This window comes from Streptomyces sp. NPDC058001 (assembly GCF_042886315.1).
In the GTDB taxonomy this organism is placed as follows: domain Bacteria; phylum Actinomycetota; class Actinomycetes; order Streptomycetales; family Streptomycetaceae; genus Streptomyces.
The window spans coordinates 351781-376431 of record NZ_JBHVQT010000009.1; the positions used below are offsets into that span (position 1 = coordinate 351781).

The following is a 24651-nucleotide window of genomic DNA, read 5'->3' on the forward strand; positions in this document are numbered from 1 at the left end:
CCGGACCGAACCCTTGTCGGGGCTCAGTCCTTGTGGACCGTGCCGTCCGGGTCGAGGCCGCGGAAGGAGAGCAGGACGATCAGGATGCCGCCGCAGACGATGGCCGAGTCGGCGAGGTTGAACACGGCGAAGTGCTTCGGCGCGATGAAGTCGACGACCGCGCCCTCGAACACACCGGGCGCGCGGAAGATCCGGTCGGTGAGATTGCCCAGCGCCCCGCCCAGGAGCAGGCCGAGCGCGATCGCCCAGGGCGTGCTGTACAGCTTGCGCGCGAGGCGGACGATCACGACGATCACGGACGCGGCGATCACCGTGAAGATGACGGTGAACGCCTCACCGAAGCCGAAGGCCGCGCCCGCGTTGCGGATCGCCTCGAAGCGGAGCCAGTCACCGATCACATCGATCGGCGCGTGGTGCTCCAGCTTCGCGACGACGAGCATCTTGCTGCCGAGGTCGAGCGCGTACGCGAGGACGGCGACGGCGAAGAGCACGGCGATACGGCGCTTGCCGCGGGACTGCTCCTCGCTCGCGCCTTTGTTCTCGTCCCGCTCGTCGGCGCTCTTGTCCCGCTCGTCGGCCGGGTCCGGCTCGGCTCCCGCCGTCTCGGGGATGTCCGGAGTACCGATGATGCGCTCCGCCTCTGTCACGTGAGTCCCTCAAGTTAGGTACCTGACTGAGGACGAGGGTACGGCACAGGTCCGCGGCCCCCGGCGCCTCACCGCCCCTGTCCGGTACCGGTGGCCGGAACCCGCGTGTGCCCTGTATCCGAGCCGGTATCCGCGTCCCTGTTCGCTCAGTACCTGCGCTCCTGCTTCTGCTTGCACTCCACACAGAGGGTGGCCCGGGGGAACGCCTGCATACGGGCCTTGCCGATCGGGTTGCCGCAGTTCTCGCAGATGCCGTAGGTGCCGGCGTCGAGGCGTTCCAGGGCGCGTTCGCTCTGTTCGAGCATCTCGCGCGCGTTGGCCGCGAGGGCCATCTCGTGTTCGCGGGTGATGTTCTTGGTGCCGGTGTCGGCCTCGTCGTCGCCCGCGCCGTCGCCGGAGTCACGCATCAGGCCGACGATCGACGCCTCGGACGACGCGATCTCGTCGCGCAGCCGCTGGGCCTCCGTGAGGAGCCCCGCACGGGCCTCCTCGACCTCTTCCGGGGTCCAGGGGTCCTCGCCCGGACGGACCGCGAGTTCGCCCGGCTCCGCTGCGGCGATACGCGCTTTGGGCACGGGGGTGGGCTTCTTGGCCGCAGTGGCCGTGCCCCGGGTCTTCTTCGCAACCACCGTCGTGGCTCCCGTCGTTTTCGCAGCCGATTTCTTACCAGACGCCTTCACACCACCGGAGGCCCGGCCTCCGGCCGCCTTGCGGCCCTCGCCACCAGCGGGAACAGCCTCCGTGCCGTCGCCGACGACGGCAACGGATTTCTTCCCGCCGACCGTCTTCCTGCCACGTACGGTCTTCGTGGCGGCCTTCTTGGTGGCTCTCTTAGTGGCCTTCTTAGTGGCCTTTTTGACGGGCGCCGCACGATCGGCACCGCCCTCCACGCCCTCGGCACCGCCCTCGCCGGAAGCGTCCCGCGCAGGGGACGCGGCCTTCTTGGACGCCACTTTCTTGGGCGCGGCCTTCTTGGACGCCACCTTCTTGGCAGCACCCGCGCCGCCCGCAACCTTCCGGACAGCGGCTTTCTTCCCCGTCGTGACGTCCTCGCCCTCGACCCCGGCGGGGGCACCGGAGACAGCCGCCCCACCGCGCGTGACGGTCTTCTTCGCGGGCTTCCTCGCGGCGGTCCGGGCACCGACGTGAGCCTTGGCCGCGCTCTCCCCGCCGGCCGGCGCCGATGCCGGCCGGGTGGATCTGCTGGACGCCGAACGCTGTACGGCGGTCTTCTTCGCCACCATGGCCGCGGCCCCTTCACATATTGTGATCTTGCACGCGAATCGTGCTGGGACGATAAATCGACAACAGCCCGGCGGCAACGGGGCACGCCGCCCGATTCGCCCGCCCCACGGGTTGTGCCCCGCTCCCCGCCAGGTAATCCGCCCGGTAACCGACCGGGTCCCCGCCCGGACGGCCGCGCCCCCGGATCCCGTACCGCCCCCATGGCCATTCGGGTCACACCGGCCCCCCGAAAAACCGGTGAGCCACGCCCCTGCGGGCCCCGTACACTGGGCAGAGCGAAAAGCGTGGATGGGGACGAGTAGCGCCGTGAGCGGCCAGGAGCGACCCGGGGACGGTGAGAGCCCGGGGGCGAGCGCGATGTGAAGATCACCCCGGAGCCGCCGGAAGAAAGCCAGGGGCCCTGGCGAGTAGACCCGGTGTCGCGACCCCAATGAGGGGGCTCCCCGGCGGGCACGCCGGAGGGCCAAGGAGGGTGGTACCGCGGGAGCACCGCCGCACGGCGACCGGCTCTCGTCCCTCCGACGGAAGAAAGCAGTCCGTTGGAGGAGCCGTCGATGACGCCGCCGCAGTACCGCCAGGTGCCCGCCCAGGTAGATCTGCCCGCCCTTGAGCACGCCGTGCTCGACTTCTGGCGCGAGAGCAAGATCTTCGCCAAGAGCCTGGAGCAGACCGAGGGCCGCCCCGAGTGGGTGGTCTACGAGGGCCCGCCCACGGCCAACGGCATGCCGGGCGCCCACCACATCGAGGCCCGCGTCTTCAAGGACGTCTTCCCGCGCTTCCGCACCATGCGCGGCCATCACGTGGCCCGCAAGGCCGGCTGGGACTGCCACGGCCTGCCGGTCGAGCTGGCCGTCGAGAAGGAGCTGGGCTTCAACGGCAAGAAGGACATCGAGGCGTACGGCATCGCCGAGTTCAACGCCAAGTGCCGCGAGTCCGTGACCCGGCACACCGACGCCTTCGAAGCGCTCACCACCCGTATGGGGTTCTGGACCGACCTCGACGACGCCTACCGCACGATGGACCCGGAGTACATCGACTCCGTGTGGTGGTCGCTGAAGGAGATCTTCGGCAAGGGCCTGCTGGTCCAGGACCACCGTGTCGCCCCCTGGTGTCCGCGCTGCGGCACGGGCCTGTCCGACCACGAACTGGCGCAGGGCTACGAGACGGTGATCGACCCGTCCGTCTTCGTCCGTTTCCCTCTCACCTCCGGTCCGCTCGCGGGCGAGGCCGCCCTCCTGGTCTGGACGACCACGCCCTGGACGCTGGTGTCCAACACGGCGGTCGCCGCGCACCCCGATGTCACCTATGTCGTCGCGACCGACGGCACCGAGAAGCTGGTCGTCGCCCAGCCGCTGGTCGAGAAGGCGCTCGGCGAGGGCTGGGGAACCACGGGCGAGACCTTCACCGGCGCCGACATGGAGCGCTGGACCTATCAACGTCCGTTCGAGCTGGTCGAGTTCCCGGCCCCGGCGCACTATGTCGTCAACGCCGAGTACGTGACGACGGAGGACGGCACCGGACTGGTCCACCAGTCCCCCGCGTTCGGTGAGGACGACCTCAAGGTCTGCCGGGCGTACGGCCTGCCGGTCGTCAACCCGGTCCGCCCCGACGGCACCTTCGAGGAGGACGTCCCGCTGGTCGGCGGGGTCTTCTTCAAGAAGGCCGACGAGGCGCTGACCCAGGACCTGCACGACCGGGGTCTGCTCTTCCGGCACGTCCCGTACGAGCACAGCTATCCGCACTGCTGGCGCTGCCACACGGCGCTGCTCTACTACGCGCAGCCGTCGTGGTACATCCGCACGACCGCCGTCAAGGACCGCCTCCTCGAAGAGAACGAGAAGACGAACTGGTTCCCCGACTCCGTCAAGCACGGCCGGTACGGGGACTGGCTGAACAACAACATCGACTGGGCCCTGTCCCGCAACCGCTACTGGGGCACCCCGCTGCCCATCTGGCGCTGCGAGGAGGACCACCTCACGGTGGTGGGCTCCCGCGCGGAGCTGACCGAGCTGACCGGCACCGACCAGTCGGCCCTCGACCCGCACCGCCCGTACATCGACGACGTCACGTTCCCCTGCCAGCGGTGCGCGGGCACGGCGACCCGTGTCCCGGAGGTCATCGACGCCTGGTACGACTCGGGTTCGATGCCGTTCGCGCAGTGGGGCTACCCGTACAAGAACAAGGAGCTGTTCGAGAGCCGCTATCCGGCGCAGTTCATCTCGGAGGCCATCGACCAGACCCGTGGCTGGTTCTACACGCTGATGGCGGTCGGCACCCTGGTCTTCGACAAGTCCTCGTACGAGAACGTGGTGTGCCTCGGCCACATCCTCGCCGAGGACGGCCGCAAGATGTCCAAGCACCTGGGCAACATCCTTCAGCCGATCCCGCTGATGGACCAGCACGGCGCGGACGCGGTGCGCTGGTTCATGGCGGCCGGCGGCTCCCCGTGGGCGGCCCGCCGGGTCGGCCACGGCACGATCCAGGAAGTCGTCCGCAAGACCCTCCTCACGTACTGGAACACGGTCGCCTTCCAGGCGCTCTACGCCCGTACGTCGGGCTGGGCACCCTCGGCCGCCGACCCGGCGCCCGCCGAGCGCCCACTCATCGACCGCTGGCTCCTGTCCGAGTTGCACGCCCTCACCGACCAGGTGACACAGGCCCTGGAGGGGTACGACACCCAGCGCGCCGGCAAGCTCCTGTCGGGCTTCGTCGACGATCTGTCGAACTGGTACGTACGCCGGTCCCGGCGCCGGTTCTGGCAGGGCGACAAGGCGGCCCTGCGCACCCTGCACGAGGTCGTCGAGACGGTGACCCGGCTGATGGCGCCGCTGACCCCGTTCATCACCGAGCGGGTCTGGCAGGACCTGGTGGTGCCGGTGACCCCGGACGCCCCCGAGTCGGTGCACCTGTCGTCGTGGCCGGAGGCGGACCTGACGGCGATCGACCCCGAGTTGTCCCGGCACATGGTCCTGGTCCGGCGTCTGGTCGAGCTGGGCCGGGCGACCCGCGCCGAGTCGGGCGTGAAGACCCGCCAGCCGCTGTCCCGCGCGCTGGTCTCGGCGGCGGGCTTCGAGTCCCTGTCACCGGAGCTGCACGCCCAGATCGCCGAGGAGCTGAACGTGTCCTCGCTGGCCTCCCTGGCCGAGGTGGGCGGCTCGCTGGTCGACACGACCGCGAAGGCGAACTTCCGTGCGCTCGGGAAGCGTTTCGGCAAGGGCGTCCAGGCGGTCGCGAAGGCCGTCGCCGACGCCGACGCCGCCGCCCTGTCGCTCGCGCTGCGCGAGGGCACCGCGTCCGTCGAGGTCGACGGCGAGACGGTGACGCTGGCCCCGGACGAGGTCATCATCACGGAGACGCCGCGCGAGGGCTGGTCGGTGGCTTCGGACGCGGGCGCCACGGTCGCCCTCGACCTGGAGATCACGGAGGAGCTGCGCCGCGCGGGGCTCGCCCGTGACGCGATCCGGCTGATCCAGGAGGCCCGCAAGAACAGCGGCCTGGACGTCGCCGACCGCATCACCCTCCGCTGGACCTCCACGGACCCGGCAGTCATCACCGCCCTCGCGGACCACACCACCCTGATCGCGGACGAGGTCCTGGCCACAGACTTCACCCAGGCCGACCCAGACGAAACCTACGGCCCCGCCTTCACAGACGAACCCTTGTCCCTGACCTTCCACCTACGCAAGGCCGAGTAGCCCGGCACCGTAAGCAACGCAAAGGGGCGGGGCCCCGGAGAGATCCGGGGCCCCGCCCTTTTAGGCTGCCGACGCCTACGCAGTACTCGCGCTGCTCAGTTGTCGTCCTCGTCGATAAGGAAACCCCGCATCGGCGAAGGAGCCTGCTGCATGGGCTGCGGAGCCTGAGGCCGCACCGGCGCCATGGGCTGCGTCATCGCGGGCGACATCTGCTGCTGCCCACCATAGGAAGGCGCACCGGGCGGGTTACCGCCCATGCCCCCACCCATACCGCCGCCCATGGACGGGTTACCGCCGTAGGACGGCGCACTCGCACCGGCCGGCGCCATCGAGGGCGCGGGCGACGGCGGCAGAGAGGCCGCGGCGGACGTCCGCGGCGGAGCCAGCGAGTCGTCGGCCTGGGTCTCCAGCTGACGCAGCTGCGACTCCAGGTAGGACTTCAGCCGGGTCCGGTACTCACGCTCGAAGCCCCGCAGGTCCTCGACCTTGCGCTCCAGGGTCGCGCGGGCGGACTCCAGGGAGCCCATCGCGACGCGGTGCTTCTCCTGGGCGTCCCGCTCCAGGGCATCGGCCTTGGAACGGGCGTCCCGCTCCAAGCCCTCGGCGCGGCTGCGGGCCTCGCCGACGATCTTGTTGGCCTCGGAACGGGCCTCCGCGATCGCCTGGTCGGCGGTCTGCTGCGCGAGGGAGAGCACCCGTGCGGCACTGTCGCCACCGGGGCCGCCCTGAGGGGGACCGGGCTGCTGCTGCTGCATCGGATGACCCATGGGACCGCCCATGGGGCCGCCCATCTGCTGGCCCATCGGACCGCCCTGACCCATGGGGCCCTGGCCCATCGGGCCGCCCATCTGCTGGCCCATCGGACCACCTTGACCCATGGGACCCTGGCCCATCGGACCCGGGCCGTGGCCCTGCGGTCCGTGGCCGCCGGGACCGGCGGGCAGCTGCGGGGCGCCACTCGGCAGCTGGGGCGGGCCGCCCATCTGGTGCTGCTGCGGCGGGCCCCCCATCTGATGCTGCTGGGGCGGTACCGGCTGCGGTCCGGATATGGCGGCGGGCACGGGGGCGCCGGGTCGATCCTGCTGTTCTGGCGGCTTGCGCATGCCGGCCTGTTGCTGGTTCTGGGCGGCGGCGCGCGTCGCGGCGGCCAGTTTCGCCCGCAGGTCCTCGTTCTCCCGGAGCAGGCGGGTCAGCTCCGCCTCCACCTCGTCGAGGAAGGCATCGACCTCGTCCTCGTCATAGCCTTCTCGGAGGCGGACGGTCGTGAACTGCTTGTTCCGCACGTCCTCGGGGGTCAATGGCATCTCTTCACCTCAACGTAGTCGTCGGCAATCGGCAAGACCGTATCGGGATACCCCTGGGCATGAGGGGCCCCATCATCGCTCACAGCCGGATCACCACGGAGATCAGGATGTAGACGATGATCATCAATACGAAGAAGGACAGGTCGAGCGCCACGCCCCCGAGACGCAGCGGCGGGATGAACCGCCGCAGAAGCTTGAGCGGTGGATCAGTGACAGTGTAGGTGGCCTCCAGAATGACCACCATCGCCTTGCCGGGTTGCCATGAGCGGGCGAACTGGAACACATAGTCCATGACCAACCGGAAGATCAGCACGATGAGGAAACACATCAGCGCGATGTAGACCACATCCAAGAACACGCGCATCTCGTGCTTCCCTCTCCCCTGTTTCGCCTCTGTTGACCGGTACTGCGTCTCAGCTCTGGTTGAAGAACCCGCCCTCTGCGATGCGAGCCTTGTCCTCCGCCGTGACATCGACGTTAGCAGGCGACAACAGGAACACCTTCTGCGTCACCCGCTCGATGCTCCCATGGAGACCGAACACAAGGCCGGCGGCAAAGTCGACAAGTCGCTTCGCATCCGTATCGTCCATCTCCGTCAAGTTCATGATCACCGGGGTGCCTTCGCGGAAGTGTTCCCCGATGGTACGGGCCTCGTTGTAGGTCCGGGGGTGAAGTGTGGTGATCCGGTAGGGCTCCCGCTCGGACACGACCTTGGGCATGATCACCGGTGCGTTCTTCTCCAGGTTCTGGCGTTCAGGTGTGATGGATGCCACGGGGGCGATTCGCGCCGGACGCCCTGACTCCGAGGGCAGCGCGGTCGCATGGGGGACCGGATCGCGCGGGGCGGGCGGCTGCACCACTCGTACCGAATCGTCCCGTTGGGACAGGTGAGACTGGTGGGACTGATGGGACGGCTCATGCCGTCGACGGTCCCGTTCGGGCTCCGGATCCAGCTCGGGTTCGAAGTCGTCGTCGGGGTCGAAACCCCGGCCGTCGTACCCATCGTCCTCCACGAGGCCGAGGTAGACCGCCATCTTGCGCATCGCGCCGGCCATGCTCTGAGTCCTCCGCTCTGTGGTGGATCGGCGTGGTGGATCGGCTTGACGCCAACCAAGTCTCCGCGATCCACGAGGCCCGCCCCGCCGATCGGCGGGAATGACCATATTTTCTGCTGTGGTCCGACTTCTTGGCGACGTTACCCGAGCCCGGGTCGGACTCCGAGTACCGCAGTGCCGACGCGCACATGTGTCGCTCCCGCCGCCACGGCCTGTTCGAGGTCCGCACTCATCCCTGCTGACACCATGTTCGCAGCAGGATGGTCCGCGCGCAGGGCAGTCGACAAATCCATCAACCGCTCGAACGCGACCTGTTGCCGTCCGGCGTAGGGACCCGTCAGCGGCGCGACCGTCATCAGCCCGCCGAGCCGCAGCCCCTCGGCCCCGGCCAGCAGGTCGGCCAACTCCCCGATCCCGTCCGGTCCGACACCGCCGCGCTCACCGCGTCCGCTCTCCCCGGCGTCGAGCGCCACCTGGATGAGACAGGCGATCTCCCGCTCAGCGCGAACCGCTTCCCGGGAGAGCGCGGTGACGAGTCGGGCCCGGTCGACGGACTGCACGAACTGGGCATAACCCGCCACAGAACGTACCTTGTTGGTCTGCAACTGACCGACGAAATGCCACATGAGGGGCAGATCGGAGCAGGCGGCGGCCTTGGGCGCCGCGTCCTGGTCACGGTTCTCGGCGACATGACGTACACCGAGTTCCGACAGAATCCGCACATCGCTCGCGGCGTAGGTCTTGGTGACCACGATGAGGGTCACTTCCGCACGCTCACGACCCGCCGCCCCGCAGGCCGCGGTGATCCGGTCCTCTACTCTCGCCAGATTCGCGGCGATTTGTGCCTTACGGTCCGTCATGCCCCATCAGTCCAGCCAGACATAGCCCGCGAGGCGACCGGTGGTCCGGTCGCGGCGGTACGAGAAGTGGTCGTGCGACTCCCGCGTGCAGACCGGCGAACGCGCCCGGTCGCGCACCCCCAGCCGTTCCAATTGCGCGTGCACCCCGGCGGCGACATCCACGGCGGGGGTGCCCCAACTCGTCTCGGCGTACGCCGCGGGTTCCACGGCGGCGACTTCGGCGCGCATGGTGTCCGGTACCTCGTAGCACCGGCCGCAGACGGCGGGTCCGGTGCGGGCGACGATCCGCGCGGGGTCGGCGCCCAGGGACTTCATGGCGTCGACGGCGGCGGGCACGATCCCGGCGACCATTCCGGGCCGTCCCGCGTGGGCGGCGGCGACCACTTTGGCGACCGGATCGGCGAGCAGGACCGGGACGCAGTCGGCGGTGAGCACGGCGAGGGCGAGTCCGCGGCGGGCGGTCACCAGACCGTCGACCTCCGGGGTGAGCCGGGTGGTCCACGGTCCCTCGACCTCGGCGACCTCGGTGCCGTGCACCTGGTTCATCCAGACCACGAGCCCCGGTTCGAGTCCGAGGGCCCGTGCGGCGCGCTCCCGGTTGGCGCGTACGGCGTCGGGGTCGTCGCCGACCGCTCCGCCGAGGTTCAGCTCCTCGTACGGAACGGCGCTCACCCCGCCCCACCGGTCGGTGAAGGCGAAGTGCGCGCCGTTCTCGGAGGTCACCGCGTCAGGCCGGGCTATCACTTGAGGAAGTCCGGCACGTCCAGCTCTTCGGCGGCGCTGTCCTGGTAGCGCGCGGGCGGAACCTGCGGCGAGGAGTGCGGCCCCGAGGACAGTTCGCTCGCCGAAGTGGTCTCGGCGGGCGCGGACTTCACGGGCTCGTCGCGCGAGGTGACGCTGCCGAGTCCGCCGAAGGACGGGCGGGCCTCGGTGCCCCGGCCCGGGGTCGGCTCGTCGCGCTTGGCGGACGTGGACCCGAGGACGGTGTCCCGCTTGGCCGGCGGCTGGCCGCCGTCGAATCCCGCGGCGATGACGGTGACCCGGACCTCGTCGCCGAGCGCGTCGTCGATGACCGCGCCGAAGATGATGTTGGCCTCGGGGTGCGCGGCCTCGCTGACCAGTTGGGCGGCTTCGTTGATCTCGAAGAGACCGAGGTCCGAACCGCCGGAGATGGACAGGAGCACACCGCGGGCGCCGTCGATCGACGCTTCGAGCAGCGGCGAGGAGATCGCCATCTCGGCGGCGGCCACCGCGCGGTCGTCGCCGCGTGCCGAGCCGATGCCCATGAGCGCCGAACCCGCCTCGGACATCACGGACTTGACGTCGGCGAAGTCGAGGTTGATCAGGCCGGGCGTGGTGATGAGGTCGGTGATGCCCTGCACACCGGAGAGCAGTACCTGGTCCGCGGACTTGAACGCGTCGAGCACGCTGACCTGGCGGTCCGAGATGGACAGCAACCGGTCGTTGGGGATGACGATGAGGGTGTCGACCTCTTCGCGGAGTTCCGCGATACCGTCCTCCGCCTGGTTGGCGCGGCGGCGGCCCTCGAAGGTGAAGGGCCGGGTGACCACGCCGATGGTGAGGGCGCCGAGCGAGCGGGCGATGTTGGCCACGACGGGCGCGCCGCCGGTGCCGGTGCCGCCGCCCTCTCCGGCGGTCACGAAGACCATGTCGGCCCCCTTGAGGACCTCCTCGATCTCCTCGCGGTGGTCCTCGGCCGCCTTGCGGCCGACGGCCGGGTTGGCGCCGGCGCCGAGGCCGCGGGTGAGTTCACGGCCCACGTCGAGCTTGACGTCGGCGTCGCTCATCAACAGGGCTTGCGCGTCGGTGTTGATGGCGATGAACTCGACGCCCTTGAGACCGACCTCGATCATCCTGTTGATGGCATTGACACCACCGCCGCCGACACCGATGACCTTGATGACTGCGAGGTAGTTCTGCGGTGCTGCCACGTCGAGAGCCTCTCGCCTCGATTACGTGTCGTCGCTTGCTTTGTCGCGGTGCGACGACTTGATGCCGAATGGGACGGTCCGAACGCCGACCCGAACCCTAACGCTGAAGTTTAGGGTTACCAGTGTGTCCGTTGCTGCGTTTCTTCTCACGCTTCCGAACAGGACACTAAGTCGACAAGTGGCGCGCGTTCAACGAACACGCCGAACCTCCCGTTTTTCTTTTCACCCTATGTGATCAGCCGTTGCGGTGCCCAGCCAGGGGGTTGGCCTGCGCAGTTGTGCGTCAACTCCCTGATGACGCAGGGGCGGTGGGAACACTCACGTCGAAGTGCCGGTCCTTGGGAGCCGCTTTCATGAGTGCGGTGAGCGTGACGCTCTTCGCGTCACCCTTCTCACTGCTTCCCCAGTCGACGGTGCGTCCCGCGCTCAACTCCAGGGTGAGGGAGTCGTATGAACGGACTTTGATGTTCCGGGTGTCGCGGGCGACCTGGGCCGGGAGGTCACCGGCGACGCGCACCGCGGCGCGCACCAGACGGTCGGTCCCGAATCGCCGCAGGCTCGGTGATCCACCGGCGGCCAATTCCAGTGTCGGTACGCCCTTGGGTGGATCGGATACGGTCGCGAACCGTACCCCTCCGGCGTCCACTTCGATGAACTTTCCGCCCTTTTCGACAATCAGTACCGGCACTCGCTCGGTCACTTTCAGTCCGATTCCCTGGGGCCAGGAACGGACGACATCAACCGAGTCAATTCGGGGCAATTTCTGGCGAAGTCGTTCTTCAATACGACCGGTGTCGACGGAAATCAATGGCGAGCCGACCGGTACGGCCGCCGCCGTACGCACCTCGTCGGCCGTCAGGACCCGCGCGCCGGACACGGTCACCCGGTCCACCCGCAGCCACTGCGAGCCGTAGAGCACCCACGCGGCGCCCCCGAGGAGGAGCGCCGTGCCGGCGATCAGTACGAGCAGCACGCGCCCGCGCGGCAGCCGGGGCCTTGGGAGCCGCAGCCGTCGCAGCAACGGGCCCCGGGGCGGCCCGGGTGGGCCGGACATCGACTGCTGCCGTGTGCCGCGCTCGGCGGTCGTCGGTCCGGCCACGCTCCCTGCCTTCTGTCACACACCGTGGTGTGACGCGCCCTGGGTCACGCCCTGGCGCGTGACGCGATCGCTTCGTAGACCATGCCGACCAAAAGCTCGTCGGCGTCCCGACGGCCGAACTCCGACGCGGCGCGGGACATCTCGTACAGCCGGTGCGGATCGGCGAGTACCGGCAGGACGTTGCCCTGCAGCCACTGCGGCGTCAGCTCGGCGTCGTCGACGAGCAGTCCGCCGCCCGCCTTCACCACCGGCTGGGCGTTCAGCCGCTGTTCGCCGTTGCCGATGGGCAGCGGGACATAGGCGGCCGGGAGCCCGACGGCGGAGAGTTCGGCGACGGTCATCGCGCCCGCACGGCAGAGCATCATGTCCGCCGCGGCGTACGCGAGGTCCATCCGGTCCACGTACGGTACCGGGACATAGGGCGGCATCCCGGGCATGTTGTCGATGTGCGGCAGTTCGTTCTTCGGGCCGACCGCGTGCAGGATCTGGATTCCGGCCTGCTGGAGGTAGGGCGCGGCCTGCTGGACGACCTCGTTGAGGCGCCGGGCGCCCTGCGAGCCGCCGGAGACCAGCAGCGTCGGCAGGTTCGGATCGAGCCCGAAGGCGGCGCGCGCCTCGGGGCGTACGGCGGCCCGGTCGAGGGTGGCGATGGAGCGGCGCAGCGGGATGCCGATGTAGCGGGCGCCGCGCAGCTTGTTGTCCGGCGTCGAGACGGCGACCTGGGCCGCGTACCGGGAGCCGATCTTGTTGGCGAGGCCGGGGCGCGCGTTCGCCTCGTGGACCACGATCGGTACGCCGAGCCGCTTGGCCGCGAGATAGCCGGGCAGCGCGACATAGCCGCCGAAGCCGACGATCGCGTCGGCCTTGGTGCGCTCCAGGATCTGCTCGGCCGCCTTGATCGTGCCGCGCAGCCGCCCCGGGACGGTGATCAGCTCGGGGGTCGGCCTACGGGGCAGGGGGACGGCGGGGATCAGCGCGAGTTCGTAGCCCCGTTCGGGAACGAGCCGGGTTTCGAGGCCGCGTTCCGTGCCGAGGGCCGTGATACCCACGGTGGGGTCCTGCCTGCGCAGGGCGTCCGCGAGGGCGAGCGCGGGCTCGATGTGGCCGGCGGTCCCCCCACCGGCGAGTACGACATGCACCGAAATTCACCGCTCTCCGGACGAACGCGCACTGACGCGCCGTCGCATCGTGTTCCATCTGCGAGGTCCCCGCTCCGTCCGGGACCCTCTCACCGCGGCCCGCTTTCTGGCAAAGGCGGACTGCCGCATCGCGAGCGCCGCCCGCGCAGCGGGTTCGTCGCGCGCGAAGGCGATCAGCAACCCGATGGCGAACATGGTCGGCAGCAGGGCGGATCCCCCGTACGAGAACAGCGGGAGCGGGACTCCGGCGATCGGCAGCAGGCCGAGCACCGCACCGATGTTGATCACGGCCTGCGCCGTGATCCAGGTGGTCACGCCACCCGCGGCATACCTCACGAAGGGGTCCTCCGTGCGTCCGGCCACGCGGATACCCGCATAGCCTAGAGCCGCGAAGAGGGCGAGTACCGACAGCGTCCCCGCGAGACCCAGTTCCTCCCCGGTGATGGCGAAGATGAAGTCCGTGTGTGCTTCCGGCAGTTGACCCCATTTTTCCACACTCGCACCGAGCCCGGAACCAAAGAATCCGCCGGAGGCCAGGGCGTAGATCCCGTGGACGGCCTGCCAGCACGAGTCACCGGGTCCCGGTTCGGTCTCGCCGAGGCAGGCGAGCCGGGACATCCGGTTCTGGCTGGTCTTGATGAGGATCACGCCGATCAGCACGGCGACCGAGAGGACCCCCGCGAACAGCCGGGTCGGCGCGCCCGCGAGCCAGAGCAGCCCGAACAGGATCGCCGTGAGGATGATCGCCGTGCCCATGTCGCCGCCGAGCATGATCAGCCCGAGCAGCAGGAACGCCATCGGGACGAGCGGCACCAGCATGTGCTTCCACTGCGCCAGCAGACGCTTGTCCTGCTTACGGGCGAGGAGATCCGCGCCCCATACGACGAGGGCCAGCTTGCCGAACTCGCTCGGCTGGAGTTGGAAGGGCCCGCCGAGCGCGATCCAGTTCTGGTTCCCGCCCACGGCCATCCCTATCCCGGGGATCTGCACCAGGACCATCAGGAACACGGACCCGGCGAGCATCGGGTACGCCAGCGCGCGGTGCAGCTTCACGGGCATCCGGGAGGCGACCACCAGCAGGACGGCGCCGAGCGCGGCGGCCAGGAACTGCTTGCGGAAGAAGTAGGAGGCGGGCAGCGAGAGCTGGAGCGCCTTGATCATCGAGGCCGAGTAGACCATCACCAGACCGAGCACGGTGATCAGCAGACTGCTGCCGAGGATCAGGTAGTACGCGGTCAGCGGCCGGTCCCAGGCCCGCTTGACCTGCCCCCGCAGCCGTCGCAGCGGATTCTCCCGACGCTGCCGTGGCACGCGTACGGCGGGCCGCTTGACGGTCCGCGCGGAGGCCCGCCCGCTAGTGCCGACCACGGCCACCTCTCAGGTACGGCGCCCTGCCACCGGCGGAAGGCCGCCCACGAAACCCTGGCCACATCGCGGTCACCGCGTCCCTCCCGGAGGGCTCAGGCGTCGGCGGCGCCCAGCGCACGAACCGCGTCCGCGAAAGCGTCACCGCGCCGGTTGTAGTTGGTGAACATGTCCATCGAGGCGCACGCCGGAGCCATCAGCACCGTATCGCCCGGCCGCGCAAGCCGCCGCGCGGCCCGGACCGCCTCGGACATCGCCCCAGTGTCGGTCCGGTCGAGGTCGACCACCGGGACCTCGGGCGCGTGTCGCGCGAGCGCTTCACGGATGAGGGCACGGTCGGCGCCGATCAGCACCGCGCCGCGCAGCCGCGTCGCCGACCTGGCGACCAACTCGTCGAAGGTCGCGCCCTTGGCGAGCCCGCCGGCGATCCACACGATCGAATCGTAGGCCGCGAGGGACGCCTCGGCGGCATGGGTGTTGGTGGCCTTGGAGTCGTCGATGTACGCGACCGAGTCGACATCGGCGACGTGTTCGATCCGGTGCGCGTCGGGGCGGAAGGCCCTCAGCCCGTCCCGTACGGCGCCGGCGGGCACCCCGAAGGCGCGGGCGAGCGCGGCGGCGGCGAGTGCGTTGGCGATGTTGTGCGGCGCGGGCGGCCGGACGTCCGCGACCTCCGCGAGTTCCTGCGCCTGCCGCTGCCGGTCCTCGACGAACGCGCGGTCGACCAGGATGCCGTCCACGACGCCGAGTTGGGACGGCCCCGGCGCCGCGAGCGTGAAGCCGATCGCCCGGCAGCCCTCCTCGACATCGGCCGCGCGCACCAGGTCCTCGGTGGCCTTGTCGGCGACGTTGTACACGCAGGCGACCTGGTTGCCGTGGTAGATCCGGCCCTTGTCGGCGGCGTACGCCTCCATGGAGCCGTGCCAGTCGAGGTGGTCGGGGGCGAGGTTGAGGACCGCGGCGGAGTGCGCGCGCGGCGACGGCGCCCAGTGCAGCTGGTAGCTGGAGAGTTCGACGGCGAGCACGTCGTACGTCTCGTCGCCCGTGACGACGTCGATGATCGGCGTCCCGATGTTGCCGACGGCGGCGGTGCGCAGTCCGGCGGCGCTCAGGATCGAGGCGAGCATCTGCGTGGTCGTGGTCTTGCCGTTGGTGCCGGTGATCGCGAGCCAGGGCGCCGCGTCCGGGCCGCGCAGCCGCCAGGCGATCTCCACGTCCCCGACGACGTCCACGCCCGCGTCGGCCGCCGCGGCGAACAGCGGTGAATCGGGCTTCCAGCCGGGTGAGGTGACGACCAGTTCGGTGCCCTCGGGCAGCGTCGCCGCGTCCCCGAGACGTACCGCGACGCCGTCCGCCGCGAGGGCGTCCGCCCGTTCCCGGTGCGCCGGTGACGAGCCGCCGTCCACCACGGTCACCGACGCGCCGAGGCCGGCCAGGGCGCGGGCGGCGCTGATGCCGCTCACTCCCAGACCGGCGACGGTGATGTGCCGCCCCGCGAACTCCGCCGTGCCCCCCGGGGACGAGTGCGTCACTTGTCGGCCGCCCACCCTGCGTAGAAGAGGCCGAGTCCGACGATCACGCACATGCCCTGGATGATCCAGAAGCGGACCACGACCAGGACTTCGGACCAGCCCTTGAGTTCGAAGTGATGTTGGAGTGGGGCCATCCGGAAGACCCGCTTCCCGGTGAGCCGGAAGGAGCCGACCTGGATGACGACCGACATCGTGATGAGGACGAACAGGCCGCCGAGGAGCGCGAGCAGCAGTTCGGTGCGGGAGCAGATCGCCAGACCGGCGAGCGCGCCGCCCAGTGCCAGCGAACCGGTGTCGCCCATGAAGATCTTCGCCGGCGATGTGTTCCACCACAGGAAGCCGAAACAGGCACCCATCAGGGCGGAGGCGACGACGGCGAGGTCGAGTGGATCGCGTACCTCGAAGCAGGCGGCCGGGTTGGTCAGGGTCGCCGCGTTGGCGCAGGACTCCTGGAACTGCCAGACGCCGATGAAGGTGTAGGCGCCGAACACCATCACGGACGCGCCGGTCGCGAGACCGTCCAGACCGTCCGTCAGATTCACGCCGTTGGACATCGCGAGAATCATGAACAGCGCCCAGACCACGAAGAGTACGGGTCCGATGGTCCAGCCGAAGTCCGTGATGAAGGACAGCTTGGTGGACGCCGGGGTGTTGCCGCGGTTGTCCGCGAACTGGAGCGCGAGGACCGCGAAGGAGATGCCGACGATGAGCTGTCCGGCCATCTTCGCCTTGGCCCGCAGACCGAGCGACCGGCGCTTGACGATCTTGATGTAGTCGTCGAGGAAGCCGACCAGACCCATGCCGGCCATCAGCCCGAGGACCAGCAGGCCCGAGAAGGTGGGGGGCGCGCCCGTGATCACCTTGCTCATGAAGTAGGCGATGATCGTCGCCAGGATGAAGGCGATACCACCCATCGTCGGCGTACCGCGCTTGGCGTGGTGCTCACGCGGGCCGTCGTCGCGGATGTACTGGCCGTACCCCTTGCGGGCAAGGAGTTTGATCAACAGCGGTGTGCCCACGAGAGTCAGGAAGAGGCCGATGACTCCCGCGAACAGGATCTGCTTCATCATCGGGCGGCAACCTCACCCTCGCCGGTCGCGTCCGCGTCGAGCAGCGCCATGGCAACCCGCTCCAGGCCGATCGACCTGGATGCCTTCACGAGGACGACGTCCCCCGGGCGCAGCTCGCTGCGCAACAGGTCGATCGCCGCCTGTGCGTCGGACACGTGCACCGACTCCTCACCCCACGAACCCTCGTTATAGGCGCCCATGCGCAACCAGGCCGCTTCCCTGCCCCCGACTGCCACGAGCTTGCTCACGTTGAGCCGGACGGCGAGCCGTCCGACCGCGTCGTGTTCGGTGAGCGCCTCGTCGCCCAGCTCGGCCATCGGGCCGAGCACCGCCCACGTACGTCCCCCTCGTTCCCGCGCGGTGGCGCCCATCGCGACCAGCGCGCGCAGAGCGGCCCTCATGGACTCGGGGTTCGCGTTGTAGGCGTCATTGACCACTGTGACGCCGTCCCGGCGCTCGGTGACTTCCATCCGCCAGCGGGAGAGGGTGCCCGCCTCGGAGAGCGCGAGGGCGATCTCGTTCACGGACATGCCCAGCTCATGGGCGACGGCGGCTGCTGCGAGCGCGTTCGACACGTGGTGCTCACCGTACAGGCGCAAGGTCACGTCGGCGTACCCGGAGGGTGTGTGAAGCCTGAAGGCGGGCTGTCCGTTGTCCGTGAGCCGGACGTTCTTGGCACCTACGTCCGCTTCGTCGGATTCCCCGAACAGGACGACGCGTGCCTTGGTCCGGGTGGCCATCGCGCGGACGAGCGGATCGTCCGCGTTGAGGATCGCGATTCCGCCGTTCTCGCCCTCCGGGGGAAGGGATTCGACGAGTTCGCCCTTGGCCTCGGCGATCTGCTCCCGGCTGCCGAACTCGCCGATGTGCGCGGTCCCGACGTTCAGGACGACGCCGATACGGGGCGGGGTCAGGCCGGTGAGATAGCGGATGTGGCCGGTGCCGCGCGCGCCCATCTCCAGGACGAGGTAACGGGTTTCGTCGGTGGCGCTCAGCGCGGTCAGCGGCAGCCCGATCTCGTTGTTGAACGAGCCGGGCGTGAAAACCGTGGGCGCCTTGCTCCGCAGCACCTGCGCGATCAGGTCCTTGGTGCTGGTCTTGCCCGCGGAGCCGGTGAGCGCGACGAGGGTCGCGCCGAGGCGTTCCACGACGGCCCTCGCGAGGGCGCCGAGCGCGGTCTGGACATCGTCGACGACGACGGCGGGGACGCCGACGGGCCGCGCGGCGAGGACCGCGACGGCGCCCGCCGCGACCACGTCGGCGGCGAAGTCGTGGCCGTCCACGCGCTCGCCCGCAAGGGCGACGAACAGGCTGCCGGGTACCACTTCACGGGAGTCCCGGACGACCGGCCCGGTGACGCGCACCGATGGATCCGGTATGTCGTGGGTCTGCCCGCCGACGACTCTGGCGATCTCGGCGAGAGAGAGGGCGATCACAAGTTCATCCCTGGGTCTTCTGGATTGCTGCGCGCAGCACCTGGCGGTCGTCGAAGGGACGGACCACCCCGGCGATGTCCTGGCCCTGTTCATGGCCCTTGCCGGCGACAAGTACGGTGTCGCCCGGCTCGGCGCGTGCGACGGCGGCGGTGATGGCGGCGGCCCGGTCCTCGAACACCTGGACCTCGCCGCGTTCGTGGGCGGGTACCCCGGCGGCGCCCGCGAGCATCGCGGCGAGGATCGCGAGGGGGTCTTCGGAGCGGGGGTTGTCGGAGGTCAGTACGGCGGTGTCGGCGAGCCGGGCCGCGGCGGCGCCCATCGGCCCGCGTTTGGTGATGTCCCGGTCGCCGCCGCAGCCGAGGACGATGTGCAGCTTGCCCTCGGTCACCTTGCGCAGCGCCCGCAGGACCGATTCGACGGCGTCCGTCTTGTGCGCGTAGTCGACGACGGCGAGGTAGGGCTGGCCCGCGTCGACGCGCTCCAGGCGGCCGGGGACGCCGGGGACGGCGGCGACACCGTCGGCGACGGTCCGCGGGTCGAGTCCGGCGACGGCGAGCGTGACGATCGCGGCGAGGGTGTTGGCGACGTTGAAGGGGCCGGGCAGGGGCGCCCTGGCGGTGATCCGTTCGCCCCCCGGGCCGAGGACGGTGAAGGTGGAGCCGAGCGGTCCTACCTCGACGTCGTCGGCGCGCCAGTCGGCGTCCGGGTGGCCTTCGGCGGAGAAGGTGACGACCGGGACGGACGCCTCCTTGACCAGCCTGCGGCCGTATTCGTCGTCGTAGTTGATGACGCCCTGTTTGCTGCGTTTCGGTGTGAAGAGCTGCGCCTTGGCCCGGAAGTAGTCCTCCATGTCGGAGTGGAACTCCATGTGTTCCGGGCTGAGGTTGGTGAAGACGGCGAGGTCGAAGACGCAGCCGTCGACCCGGCCGAGTACCAGCGCGTGGCTGGAGACCTCCATGGCGACGGACCGGACGTCACGCTCGCGCATGACGGCGAACAGCGCCTGGAGGTCGGTGGCTTCGGGCGTGGTCCGCTCGGACTTGACGCTCTCGTCGCCGATCCGGGTCTCGACGGTGCCGATGAGTCCGGAGACACCGCCCGCCGCCTCGTCCAGGCCGCCCTGGACGAGGTACGCGGTCGTGGTCTTGCCGGAGGTGCCGGTGATGCCGATCTGGAGGAGACCGTCGCCGGGGTGGCCGTACACCGTCGCGGCCAGTTCGCCCATCCGGCCGCGCGGGTCGGGCACGACGAGCACCGGCAGTCCGGTGGCGCCCGCGCGGCCGGCGCCCGCCGGGTCGGTGAGGACGGCGGTGGCGCCGAGGTCGGCGGCCTGCGCGGCGAAGTCGGCGCCGTGCGCGCGGGCGCCGGGCAGGGCCGCGTAGAGATCGCCGGGGCGTACCGCCCGTGAGTCATGGGTGATGCCGGTGACCTCGCCCGATCCGGGGGCGGCGATGCCCAGCTGATCGGCGAGTTCCACGAGCGGTGTCGCGGTGACGTGAACCGGTCGTGGCGGTCCCGGATAGGTCACGGAAGCGCCCTTCTGGGTGGTTTGGGAGTGATCAGCGTGTGGCACGGCGGTGAGCGTACCGGGCGCGGCGGCCCGGGAGCGAAGTGAGGGGCGTGGCGTGGGGTGGCTGCCGGGCTGGTTCCCCGAGCCGGGAGTGATCATGGTCACGGGCGGTTCCTGAGCGGTTCCTGGTGGGTCCTCGGTGGTCCCTCGCGGGTCCTCGGTGGTCACGGCCGGTTCCCGGGGTCACGGCGTGTAGGTGACGGGGAGCCGGGCGGGCGGTGTGCCGGTGGGCGGTACCTGGAGGGTCTTCAGGGCGAACTCCATGACCTGCTTGTAGATGGGTCCGCAGATCTGGCCGCCGAAGTAGCTGCCCTTGGTGGCGTTCTGGATCGCGCAGTAGACGGTGATACGGGGGTTGTCGGCGGGGGCGAATCCGGCGAACGACGACGTGTAGCCGCGGTACTTGCCGGTGGCCGGATCGACGCGGTTGGCGGTGCCGGTCTTGCCCGCGACCCGGTAGCCGGGGATGCGGGCCTTGACGCCGGTGCCCTCCTCGTCGTCGACCACCGACTCCAGCATCTGTGCCAGGGTCTTTGCGGTCTTCTCGCTGACGACCCGGCTCTTGCCGGGCTCCGGCGCGGGCGTGAAGCGTCCGTCGGGTCCCTTGGTGCCGCGGACGAGGGTGGGTTCGACGCGGACGCCGCCGTTGGCGATGGTGGAGTAGACGGACGCCGCCTGCATCGCGTTGATCGACACACCCTGGCCGAAAGGGATCGTGTACTGCTGCGAGGTCGACCACTTGTCGGGGGCCGCGAGGATGCCGGGGGTCTCGCCGGGGAACCTGAGCCCGGTGGGGCTGCCGATGCCGAACTTGCGCAGATACGAGTAGAGGGTGCGGTTGGCCTCGGGCTGGGTCTTGCCGAGCTGTCCGGTGGCGAGGATCGTGCCGATGTTGCTGGACTTGGCGAGGACGCCGTTGAGCGTGAGGTACCAGGTCGGGTGGTCGATGTCGTCCTGGAAGAGCCGGTCGCCGCGGTGCAGCCGGTTGGGCACCGTGACCCGGGTCGCGGGGGTCGCCGCGTTCTCCTCAAGGACGGCGGCCATCGACATGACCTTGGCGGTGGAGCCGGGTTCGAAGGCGTCCTGGAGCGCGGCGTTGCCGAGCGATCCGGATCCGGCGCGGGAGAGGTCGTTGGGGTCGAAGCCGGGCGCGTTCGCCATCGCCAGGATCTCGCCGGTGCGGGTGTCCTGCACTATGACGTAGCCGCGGTCCGCCTTGGACTGCTTGACCTGCTCCGTGATGGCGTTCTGCGCGGCCCACTGGATGTCGCGGTCGATGGTCAGCTCGACCTCGGAGCCGGGCACCGCGGGGGTCTCGGTGCTGCCCGCGGTCGGCACCTGACGTCCGCCGGACTGCGCGTAGGTGATCTCGCCTGCCTTGCCCGCGAGGTCCTTCTCCCACTGCTGTTCGACTCCGCCGCCGCCCTTGCCGTCGGCGTTGACCCAGCCCAGTATCCCGGCGGCGAGGTCGCCGTTGGGGTAGACGCGTTTGCTGCTGGGGTCCTGGAAGACACCGGCGAGGACGTTCGGCGCGGTCTTGTCGGTACGGGCCCGGTCGGCGAGCGTGCTCTTGATGTCCTTGATCTGCTTCCAGACCTGCGGGGTCTGGCGACGGGCGAGCATCACGTACCGGGTCTTGGGCGTCCTGAGCTTCTTGGCCACCTCGCCGGCGTCCTGGCCGAGGATCGGCGCGAGGAGCGCCGCGGCCTGCTCGGGCGCGTCGTCGGTCTTGGTCTCCTCGCGCGTGAACATCGTCGGGTCGGCGGTGATGTCGTACGCGTCGACGCTGGTGGCGAGGGCGACACCGTTGCGGTCGGTGATGCCGCCGCGCTCGGCGGCCAGGACGTGGGTGAGGTAGCGGTTCTTCTCGGCCTTGCCCGCGTAGGCGTTCGCGTCGACGGCCTGCACCTGGAGCAGCCGTACGACGAAGACCATCAGGACCAGGGTGAGGCCGAGGCTGATCATGCGGAGGCGGGGCCGGGGGCTGCCGAGCCGGATGGCGCGGGCCTTGTTGGGTGCGGCCGGGCGGGGGCGGCGCGGGGGCCGGGCCCCGGGTCCCGGGCGGCGCCCGGCGGGGCGTCCCGCGCGGTCGCCGCGCCCGGCGCGCTCGGAGCGGTCGGGCCTGGCGGGTCCTGGCACCCGGCGACGTGGCGGTTCCCTGTCGGTCACGGCGTCACCTGCCGGAGGTCGTGGGAGCGGGCGTGGCGGCGGCCGACGGTGCGAGGGCCGGCGGGCCGGGATCCGACGGGGGTGCCGGGGGCGCGGCGGACGGCGGGCCCGAGGGGGCGCCGCTCGGTCCGGGCGGCGCCGGGGGTTCCGGCGACGGGGCCGGTACGGGCGGCTGCCCGAGCGGTGCGGCGGGCTCGCTCAGCGCGGAGGGCGCCGGTGCCGGCACGCCGCGTACCTTCCCGTCCGGGCCGAGGAAGACGGGGTCGCCGCCGGGGACCATGCCCAGCTCGCGGGCGCGGCGCTCCAGCGCGTCGGGCGCGGCATAGGCGTCCACGTCGCGCTGGAGTGCCTGTTCCTCGTCGGTGAGTTCGGTGGTCTCCTTCTTGAGCGCGCTCAGCTGGAACGACCCTTCGTTCAGCGAGGAGTTGAGCATCAGCAGCGTGATCAGCCCGCCGCCGAGCAGCAGCACCACGAGCAGCACGAAGGGGGTGCGGGCGGCCTGGCTGGGCCCGGCGGGCAGCAGCCGCGCCAGCCGCGCGGCCCGCCCCCGTAGCCGCGGCTTCCCGCTCATCCCGTCTCCTCCTCGCGGATCCGCTCGGCGCCCCGCAGCCGCGCGGGGGCGGCCCTGCGGTTCGCGGCGACCTCTTCCTCGGTGGGCAGTTCGGCGCCCCGGGTCAGGAGTCTGAGGCGGGGCTGGTAGCGCTCGGGCACGACGGGCAGCCCGGGCGGCGCGGTGTTCGCGGCGCCCGCCGCGAACACCTGCTTGACGAGACGGTCCTCCAGCGAGTGGTACGAGAGCACGGCGATCCGGCCACCGACGGCGAGCGCCTTCACGGCGGCGGGCACGGCCCGTTCCAGGACCGAGAGTTCGCCGTTGACCTCGATCCGCAGGGCCTGGAAGGTGCGCTTGGCCGGGTTGCCGCCGGTGCGCTTGGCGGCCTGCGGCAGCGCGTCCCTGATCAGCTCGACGAGCCGCCCGCTGGTGCTGAACGGCTCCTTCTCACGGTCCCGCACGATCGCGCTCACGATCCGCTTGGCCTGCTTCTCCTCGCCGTACGCGCGCAGGATCCGCACCAGCTCACCGGGCGGGTAGGTGTTGAGGACCTCGGCGGCGCTGATTCCGGTGCTCTGGTCCATGCGCATGTCGAGGGGGGCGTCCTGGGCGTACGCGAAGCCGCGCTCGGCCTCGTCGAGCTGCATGGACGACACACCGAGGTCGAACAGGATGCCCTGGACATGGGGGGTGCCGAGCCGGTCGAGTACGTCGGGCAGCTCGTCGTAGACCGCGTGCACGAGGGTGGCCCGGTCACCGAAGGGGGCGAGGCGTTCACCGGAGAGGCGCAGGGCCTCCTTGTCGCGGTCGAGGGCGACAAGGCGGGCCTCGGGGAAGGCGGTGAGCAGGGCCTCGCTGTGGCCGCCGAGTCCGAGGGTGCAGTCCACGACGACCGGTGGCGGACCGTCGCCGCGGCGGTCGAGTGCGGGGGCCAACAGGTCCAGGCACCGTCGCAGCATCACCGGGACATGTCGGGTCTGGCTCAAGGCGCCCTCTCAGGTCCGGCGCCGCGCACGCACCGCCGGGTCCCCGCCCGCTCGTGAAGGGGATGGCCCACCGGCGCCGGGAATGGCGTCAGCCGACCGTGAGCGGGAGGAGGCCGAGCCGTACGTACGCGACCGCGCGCGTGGGGAGATCGCCAGATCTCCGGGAACAACAGTCCAGCGGGGAGCGTGTCCGGCCTCCCACTTCGCGTCACTTTAGTCCACGGTGTCGCGCGGTCAATCAACCGGCGTGCGCGGCGCGGCTCCGCGTCGTCCGAAGCCGCAAACCGGGCGGAGCCACCCGTACGGGTGAGCCGATGCCCTCCTTGTGGGTTACCTCACAACAAGGCTCATTGACCTTCTTTGTCCACTCCCATCACCTGCCCGGACCGCCTCTGACCACTACCGTCGTAGGTATGACGACTTCTGCATCCCTCCCCGCAGGCACCGAAGGCGCCATACGAACCGGTGGCACGGTCACGGACCGTCTCGTCGATGCGAATCAGCGCTATGCCTCCGCCTTCTCCGATCCCGGTATGGACGCCCGTCCCGTCCTCCACGTCGCCGTGGTGGCCTGCATGGACGCCCGGCTCGACCTGCACGACGCCCTCGGCCTTGAGCTGGGCGACTGTCACACCATCCGCAACGCGGGCGGTGTCGTCACCGACGACGTGATCCGCTCCCTCACCATCAGCCAGCGCGCCCTGGGCACCCGCAGCGTGGTGCTGATCCACCACACGGGCTGCGGTCTGGAGAGCCTGACCGAGGAGTTCCGGCACGAACTGGAGATGGAGGTCGGCCAGCGGCCCGCGTGGGCCGTCGAGGCGTTCCGTGACGTCGACCAGGACGTACGGCAGTCGATGCAGCGGGTGCGGACCTCACCGTTCCTGGTGCACACCGACGACGTCCGGGGCTTTGTCTTCGATGTGAAGACGGGACTGCTCCGCGAGATCGACCCGACGTGACGTCCGGCGCGA

Annotated in this window: 20 protein-coding genes; 2 read left to right on the plus strand and 18 right to left on the minus strand. The window is 70.3% G+C overall.

The genetic code is table 11. From position 1 onward, the window contains the following. Nucleotides 1–23: 23 nt before the first annotated feature. Both lspA and ACFVT5_RS24350 read right to left on the minus strand, forming a co-directional pair. Entirely contained in the window at nucleotides 24–647 is a 624-nt protein-coding gene (gene lspA / locus ACFVT5_RS24345; protein ID WP_389891677.1) for a signal peptidase II, read from the minus strand. Between the two features lie 146 nt (nucleotides 648–793). Then, entirely contained in the window at nucleotides 794–1891 is a 1098-nt protein-coding gene (locus tag ACFVT5_RS24350) for a TraR/DksA family transcriptional regulator (protein WP_389891681.1), read from the minus strand. A 555-nt stretch (nucleotides 1892–2446) separates the two neighbouring features. Here ACFVT5_RS24350 and ileS point away from each other — a divergent pair. Beyond that, nucleotides 2447–5587, plus strand: a complete 3141-nt coding sequence (gene ileS / locus ACFVT5_RS24355; protein WP_389891683.1) for an isoleucine--tRNA ligase — start codon at nucleotides 2447–2449, stop codon at nucleotides 5585–5587. Nucleotides 5588–5682: 95 nt separating this feature from the next. Here the strand turns inward: ileS and ACFVT5_RS24360 are convergent, their stop codons facing one another. The 16 genes from ACFVT5_RS24360 to rsmH all read right to left on the minus strand — a co-directional run bounded on the left by ACFVT5_RS24360 (nucleotide 5683) and on the right by rsmH (nucleotide 23677). Next, nucleotides 5683–6891 (minus strand): DivIVA domain-containing protein, encoded by a 1209-nt coding sequence (locus tag ACFVT5_RS24360; RefSeq protein WP_389891686.1) that lies wholly within the window; start codon nucleotides 6889–6891, stop codon nucleotides 5683–5685. Between the two features lie 79 nt (nucleotides 6892–6970). Next, nucleotides 6971–7255, minus strand: a complete 285-nt coding sequence (locus tag ACFVT5_RS24365) for a YggT family protein (RefSeq protein WP_389891689.1) — start codon at nucleotides 7253–7255, stop codon at nucleotides 6971–6973. A gap of 49 nt (nucleotides 7256–7304) precedes the next feature. Then, nucleotides 7305–7946, minus strand: coding sequence for a cell division protein SepF (locus ACFVT5_RS24370; protein WP_389891692.1), 642 nt, complete (start codon nucleotides 7944–7946; stop codon nucleotides 7305–7307). 140 nt (nucleotides 7947–8086) lie between these two features. After that, the gene (locus ACFVT5_RS24375) at nucleotides 8087–8806 is read right to left on the minus strand and encodes a YggS family pyridoxal phosphate-dependent enzyme (RefSeq protein ID WP_389891695.1); all 720 of its coding nucleotides are present in this window, start codon (nucleotides 8804–8806) and stop codon (nucleotides 8087–8089) included. A 6-nt stretch (nucleotides 8807–8812) separates the two neighbouring features. Next, on the minus strand, nucleotides 8813–9529 hold the full coding sequence (gene pgeF / locus ACFVT5_RS24380; RefSeq protein ID WP_389891698.1) for a peptidoglycan editing factor PgeF: 717 nt from the start codon (nucleotides 9527–9529) through the stop codon (nucleotides 8813–8815). A 17-nt stretch (nucleotides 9530–9546) separates the two neighbouring features. Continuing rightward, the gene (gene ftsZ / locus ACFVT5_RS24385; RefSeq protein WP_389891700.1) at nucleotides 9547–10758 is read right to left on the minus strand and encodes a cell division protein FtsZ; all 1212 of its coding nucleotides are present in this window, start codon (nucleotides 10756–10758) and stop codon (nucleotides 9547–9549) included. A gap of 283 nt (nucleotides 10759–11041) precedes the next feature. After that, nucleotides 11042–11857 (minus strand): cell division protein FtsQ/DivIB, encoded by an 816-nt coding sequence (locus ACFVT5_RS24390; RefSeq protein WP_389891703.1) that lies wholly within the window; start codon nucleotides 11855–11857, stop codon nucleotides 11042–11044. Nucleotides 11858–11901: 44 nt separating this feature from the next. Then, complete coding sequence (murG, locus tag ACFVT5_RS24395) at nucleotides 11902–12996, minus strand: undecaprenyldiphospho-muramoylpentapeptide beta-N-acetylglucosaminyltransferase (protein WP_389891706.1); 1095 nt, start codon at nucleotides 12994–12996, stop codon at nucleotides 11902–11904. Between the two features lie 6 nt (nucleotides 12997–13002). Beyond that, nucleotides 13003–14364, minus strand: a complete 1362-nt coding sequence (gene ftsW / locus ACFVT5_RS24400) for a putative lipid II flippase FtsW (protein ID WP_389891708.1) — start codon at nucleotides 14362–14364, stop codon at nucleotides 13003–13005. Between the two features lie 92 nt (nucleotides 14365–14456). Then, entirely contained in the window at nucleotides 14457–15893 is a 1437-nt protein-coding gene (gene murD / locus ACFVT5_RS24405) for a UDP-N-acetylmuramoyl-L-alanine--D-glutamate ligase (protein ID WP_389891711.1), read from the minus strand. Next, nucleotides 15890–16963 (minus strand): phospho-N-acetylmuramoyl-pentapeptide-transferase, encoded by a 1074-nt coding sequence (gene mraY, locus ACFVT5_RS24410; protein ID WP_389891714.1) that lies wholly within the window; start codon nucleotides 16961–16963, stop codon nucleotides 15890–15892. Before mraY ends, murD begins: the two co-directional genes overlap by 4 nt. Next, nucleotides 16960–18399, minus strand: a complete 1440-nt coding sequence (murF, locus tag ACFVT5_RS24415; RefSeq protein WP_389891716.1) for a UDP-N-acetylmuramoyl-tripeptide--D-alanyl-D-alanine ligase — start codon at nucleotides 18397–18399, stop codon at nucleotides 16960–16962. The genes mraY and murF overlap by 4 nt, the downstream gene beginning before the upstream one ends. Before the next feature lie 4 nt (nucleotides 18400–18403). Continuing rightward, nucleotides 18404–20074, minus strand: a complete 1671-nt coding sequence (locus ACFVT5_RS24420; protein WP_389891719.1) for a UDP-N-acetylmuramoyl-L-alanyl-D-glutamate--2,6-diaminopimelate ligase — start codon at nucleotides 20072–20074, stop codon at nucleotides 18404–18406. A 78-nt stretch (nucleotides 20075–20152) separates the two neighbouring features. Continuing rightward, complete coding sequence (locus ACFVT5_RS24425; RefSeq protein ID WP_389891721.1) at nucleotides 20153–22138, minus strand: peptidoglycan D,D-transpeptidase FtsI family protein; 1986 nt, start codon at nucleotides 22136–22138, stop codon at nucleotides 20153–20155. 4 nt (nucleotides 22139–22142) lie between these two features. Next, nucleotides 22143–22709: a septum formation initiator family protein gene (locus ACFVT5_RS24430; RefSeq protein WP_389891724.1), complete on the minus strand. Its 567-nt coding sequence runs from the start codon at nucleotides 22707–22709 to the stop codon at nucleotides 22143–22145. Continuing rightward, nucleotides 22706–23677 carry a 16S rRNA (cytosine(1402)-N(4))-methyltransferase RsmH gene (rsmH, locus tag ACFVT5_RS24435; RefSeq protein ID WP_389891727.1) on the minus strand — a complete coding sequence of 324 codons (972 nt, stop codon included), beginning with the start codon at nucleotides 23675–23677 and terminating at the stop codon, nucleotides 22706–22708. Before rsmH ends, ACFVT5_RS24430 begins: the two co-directional genes overlap by 4 nt. Nucleotides 23678–24090: 413 nt before the next feature. Between rsmH and ACFVT5_RS24440 the strand changes: the two genes are divergently transcribed. Beyond that, nucleotides 24091–24639, plus strand: a complete 549-nt coding sequence (locus ACFVT5_RS24440) for a beta-class carbonic anhydrase (protein ID WP_389891729.1) — start codon at nucleotides 24091–24093, stop codon at nucleotides 24637–24639. Nucleotides 24640–24651 lie beyond the last annotated feature (12 nt).

What these genes read in the sequence shown, in the direction of transcription:
- ileS (WP_389891683.1), top strand. Translation starts at nt 2,447, where the DNA reads ATGACGCCGCCGCAGTACCGCCAGGTGCCCGCCCAGGTAGATCTGCCC.
- ACFVT5_RS24350 (WP_389891681.1), bottom strand. Translation starts at nt 1,891, where the DNA reads ATGGTGGCGAAGAAGACCGCCGTACAGCGTTCGGCGTCCAGCAGATCC.
- ACFVT5_RS24365 (WP_389891689.1), bottom strand. Translation starts at nt 7,255, where the DNA reads ATGCGCGTGTTCTTGGATGTGGTCTACATCGCGCTGATGTGTTTCCTC.
- ACFVT5_RS24375 (WP_389891695.1), bottom strand. Translation starts at nt 8,806, where the DNA reads ATGACGGACCGTAAGGCACAAATCGCCGCGAATCTGGCGAGAGTAGAG.
- ACFVT5_RS24430 (WP_389891724.1), bottom strand. Translation starts at nt 22,709, where the DNA reads ATGAGCGGGAAGCCGCGGCTACGGGGGCGGGCCGCGCGGCTGGCGCGG.
- ACFVT5_RS24440 (WP_389891729.1), top strand. Translation starts at nt 24,091, where the DNA reads ATGACGACTTCTGCATCCCTCCCCGCAGGCACCGAAGGCGCCATACGA.
- ACFVT5_RS24370 (WP_389891692.1), bottom strand. Translation starts at nt 7,946, where the DNA reads ATGGCCGGCGCGATGCGCAAGATGGCGGTCTACCTCGGCCTCGTGGAG.
- mraY (WP_389891714.1), bottom strand. Translation starts at nt 16,963, where the DNA reads ATGATGAAGCAGATCCTGTTCGCGGGAGTCATCGGCCTCTTCCTGACT.
- ACFVT5_RS24360 (WP_389891686.1), bottom strand. Translation starts at nt 6,891, where the DNA reads ATGCCATTGACCCCCGAGGACGTGCGGAACAAGCAGTTCACGACCGTC.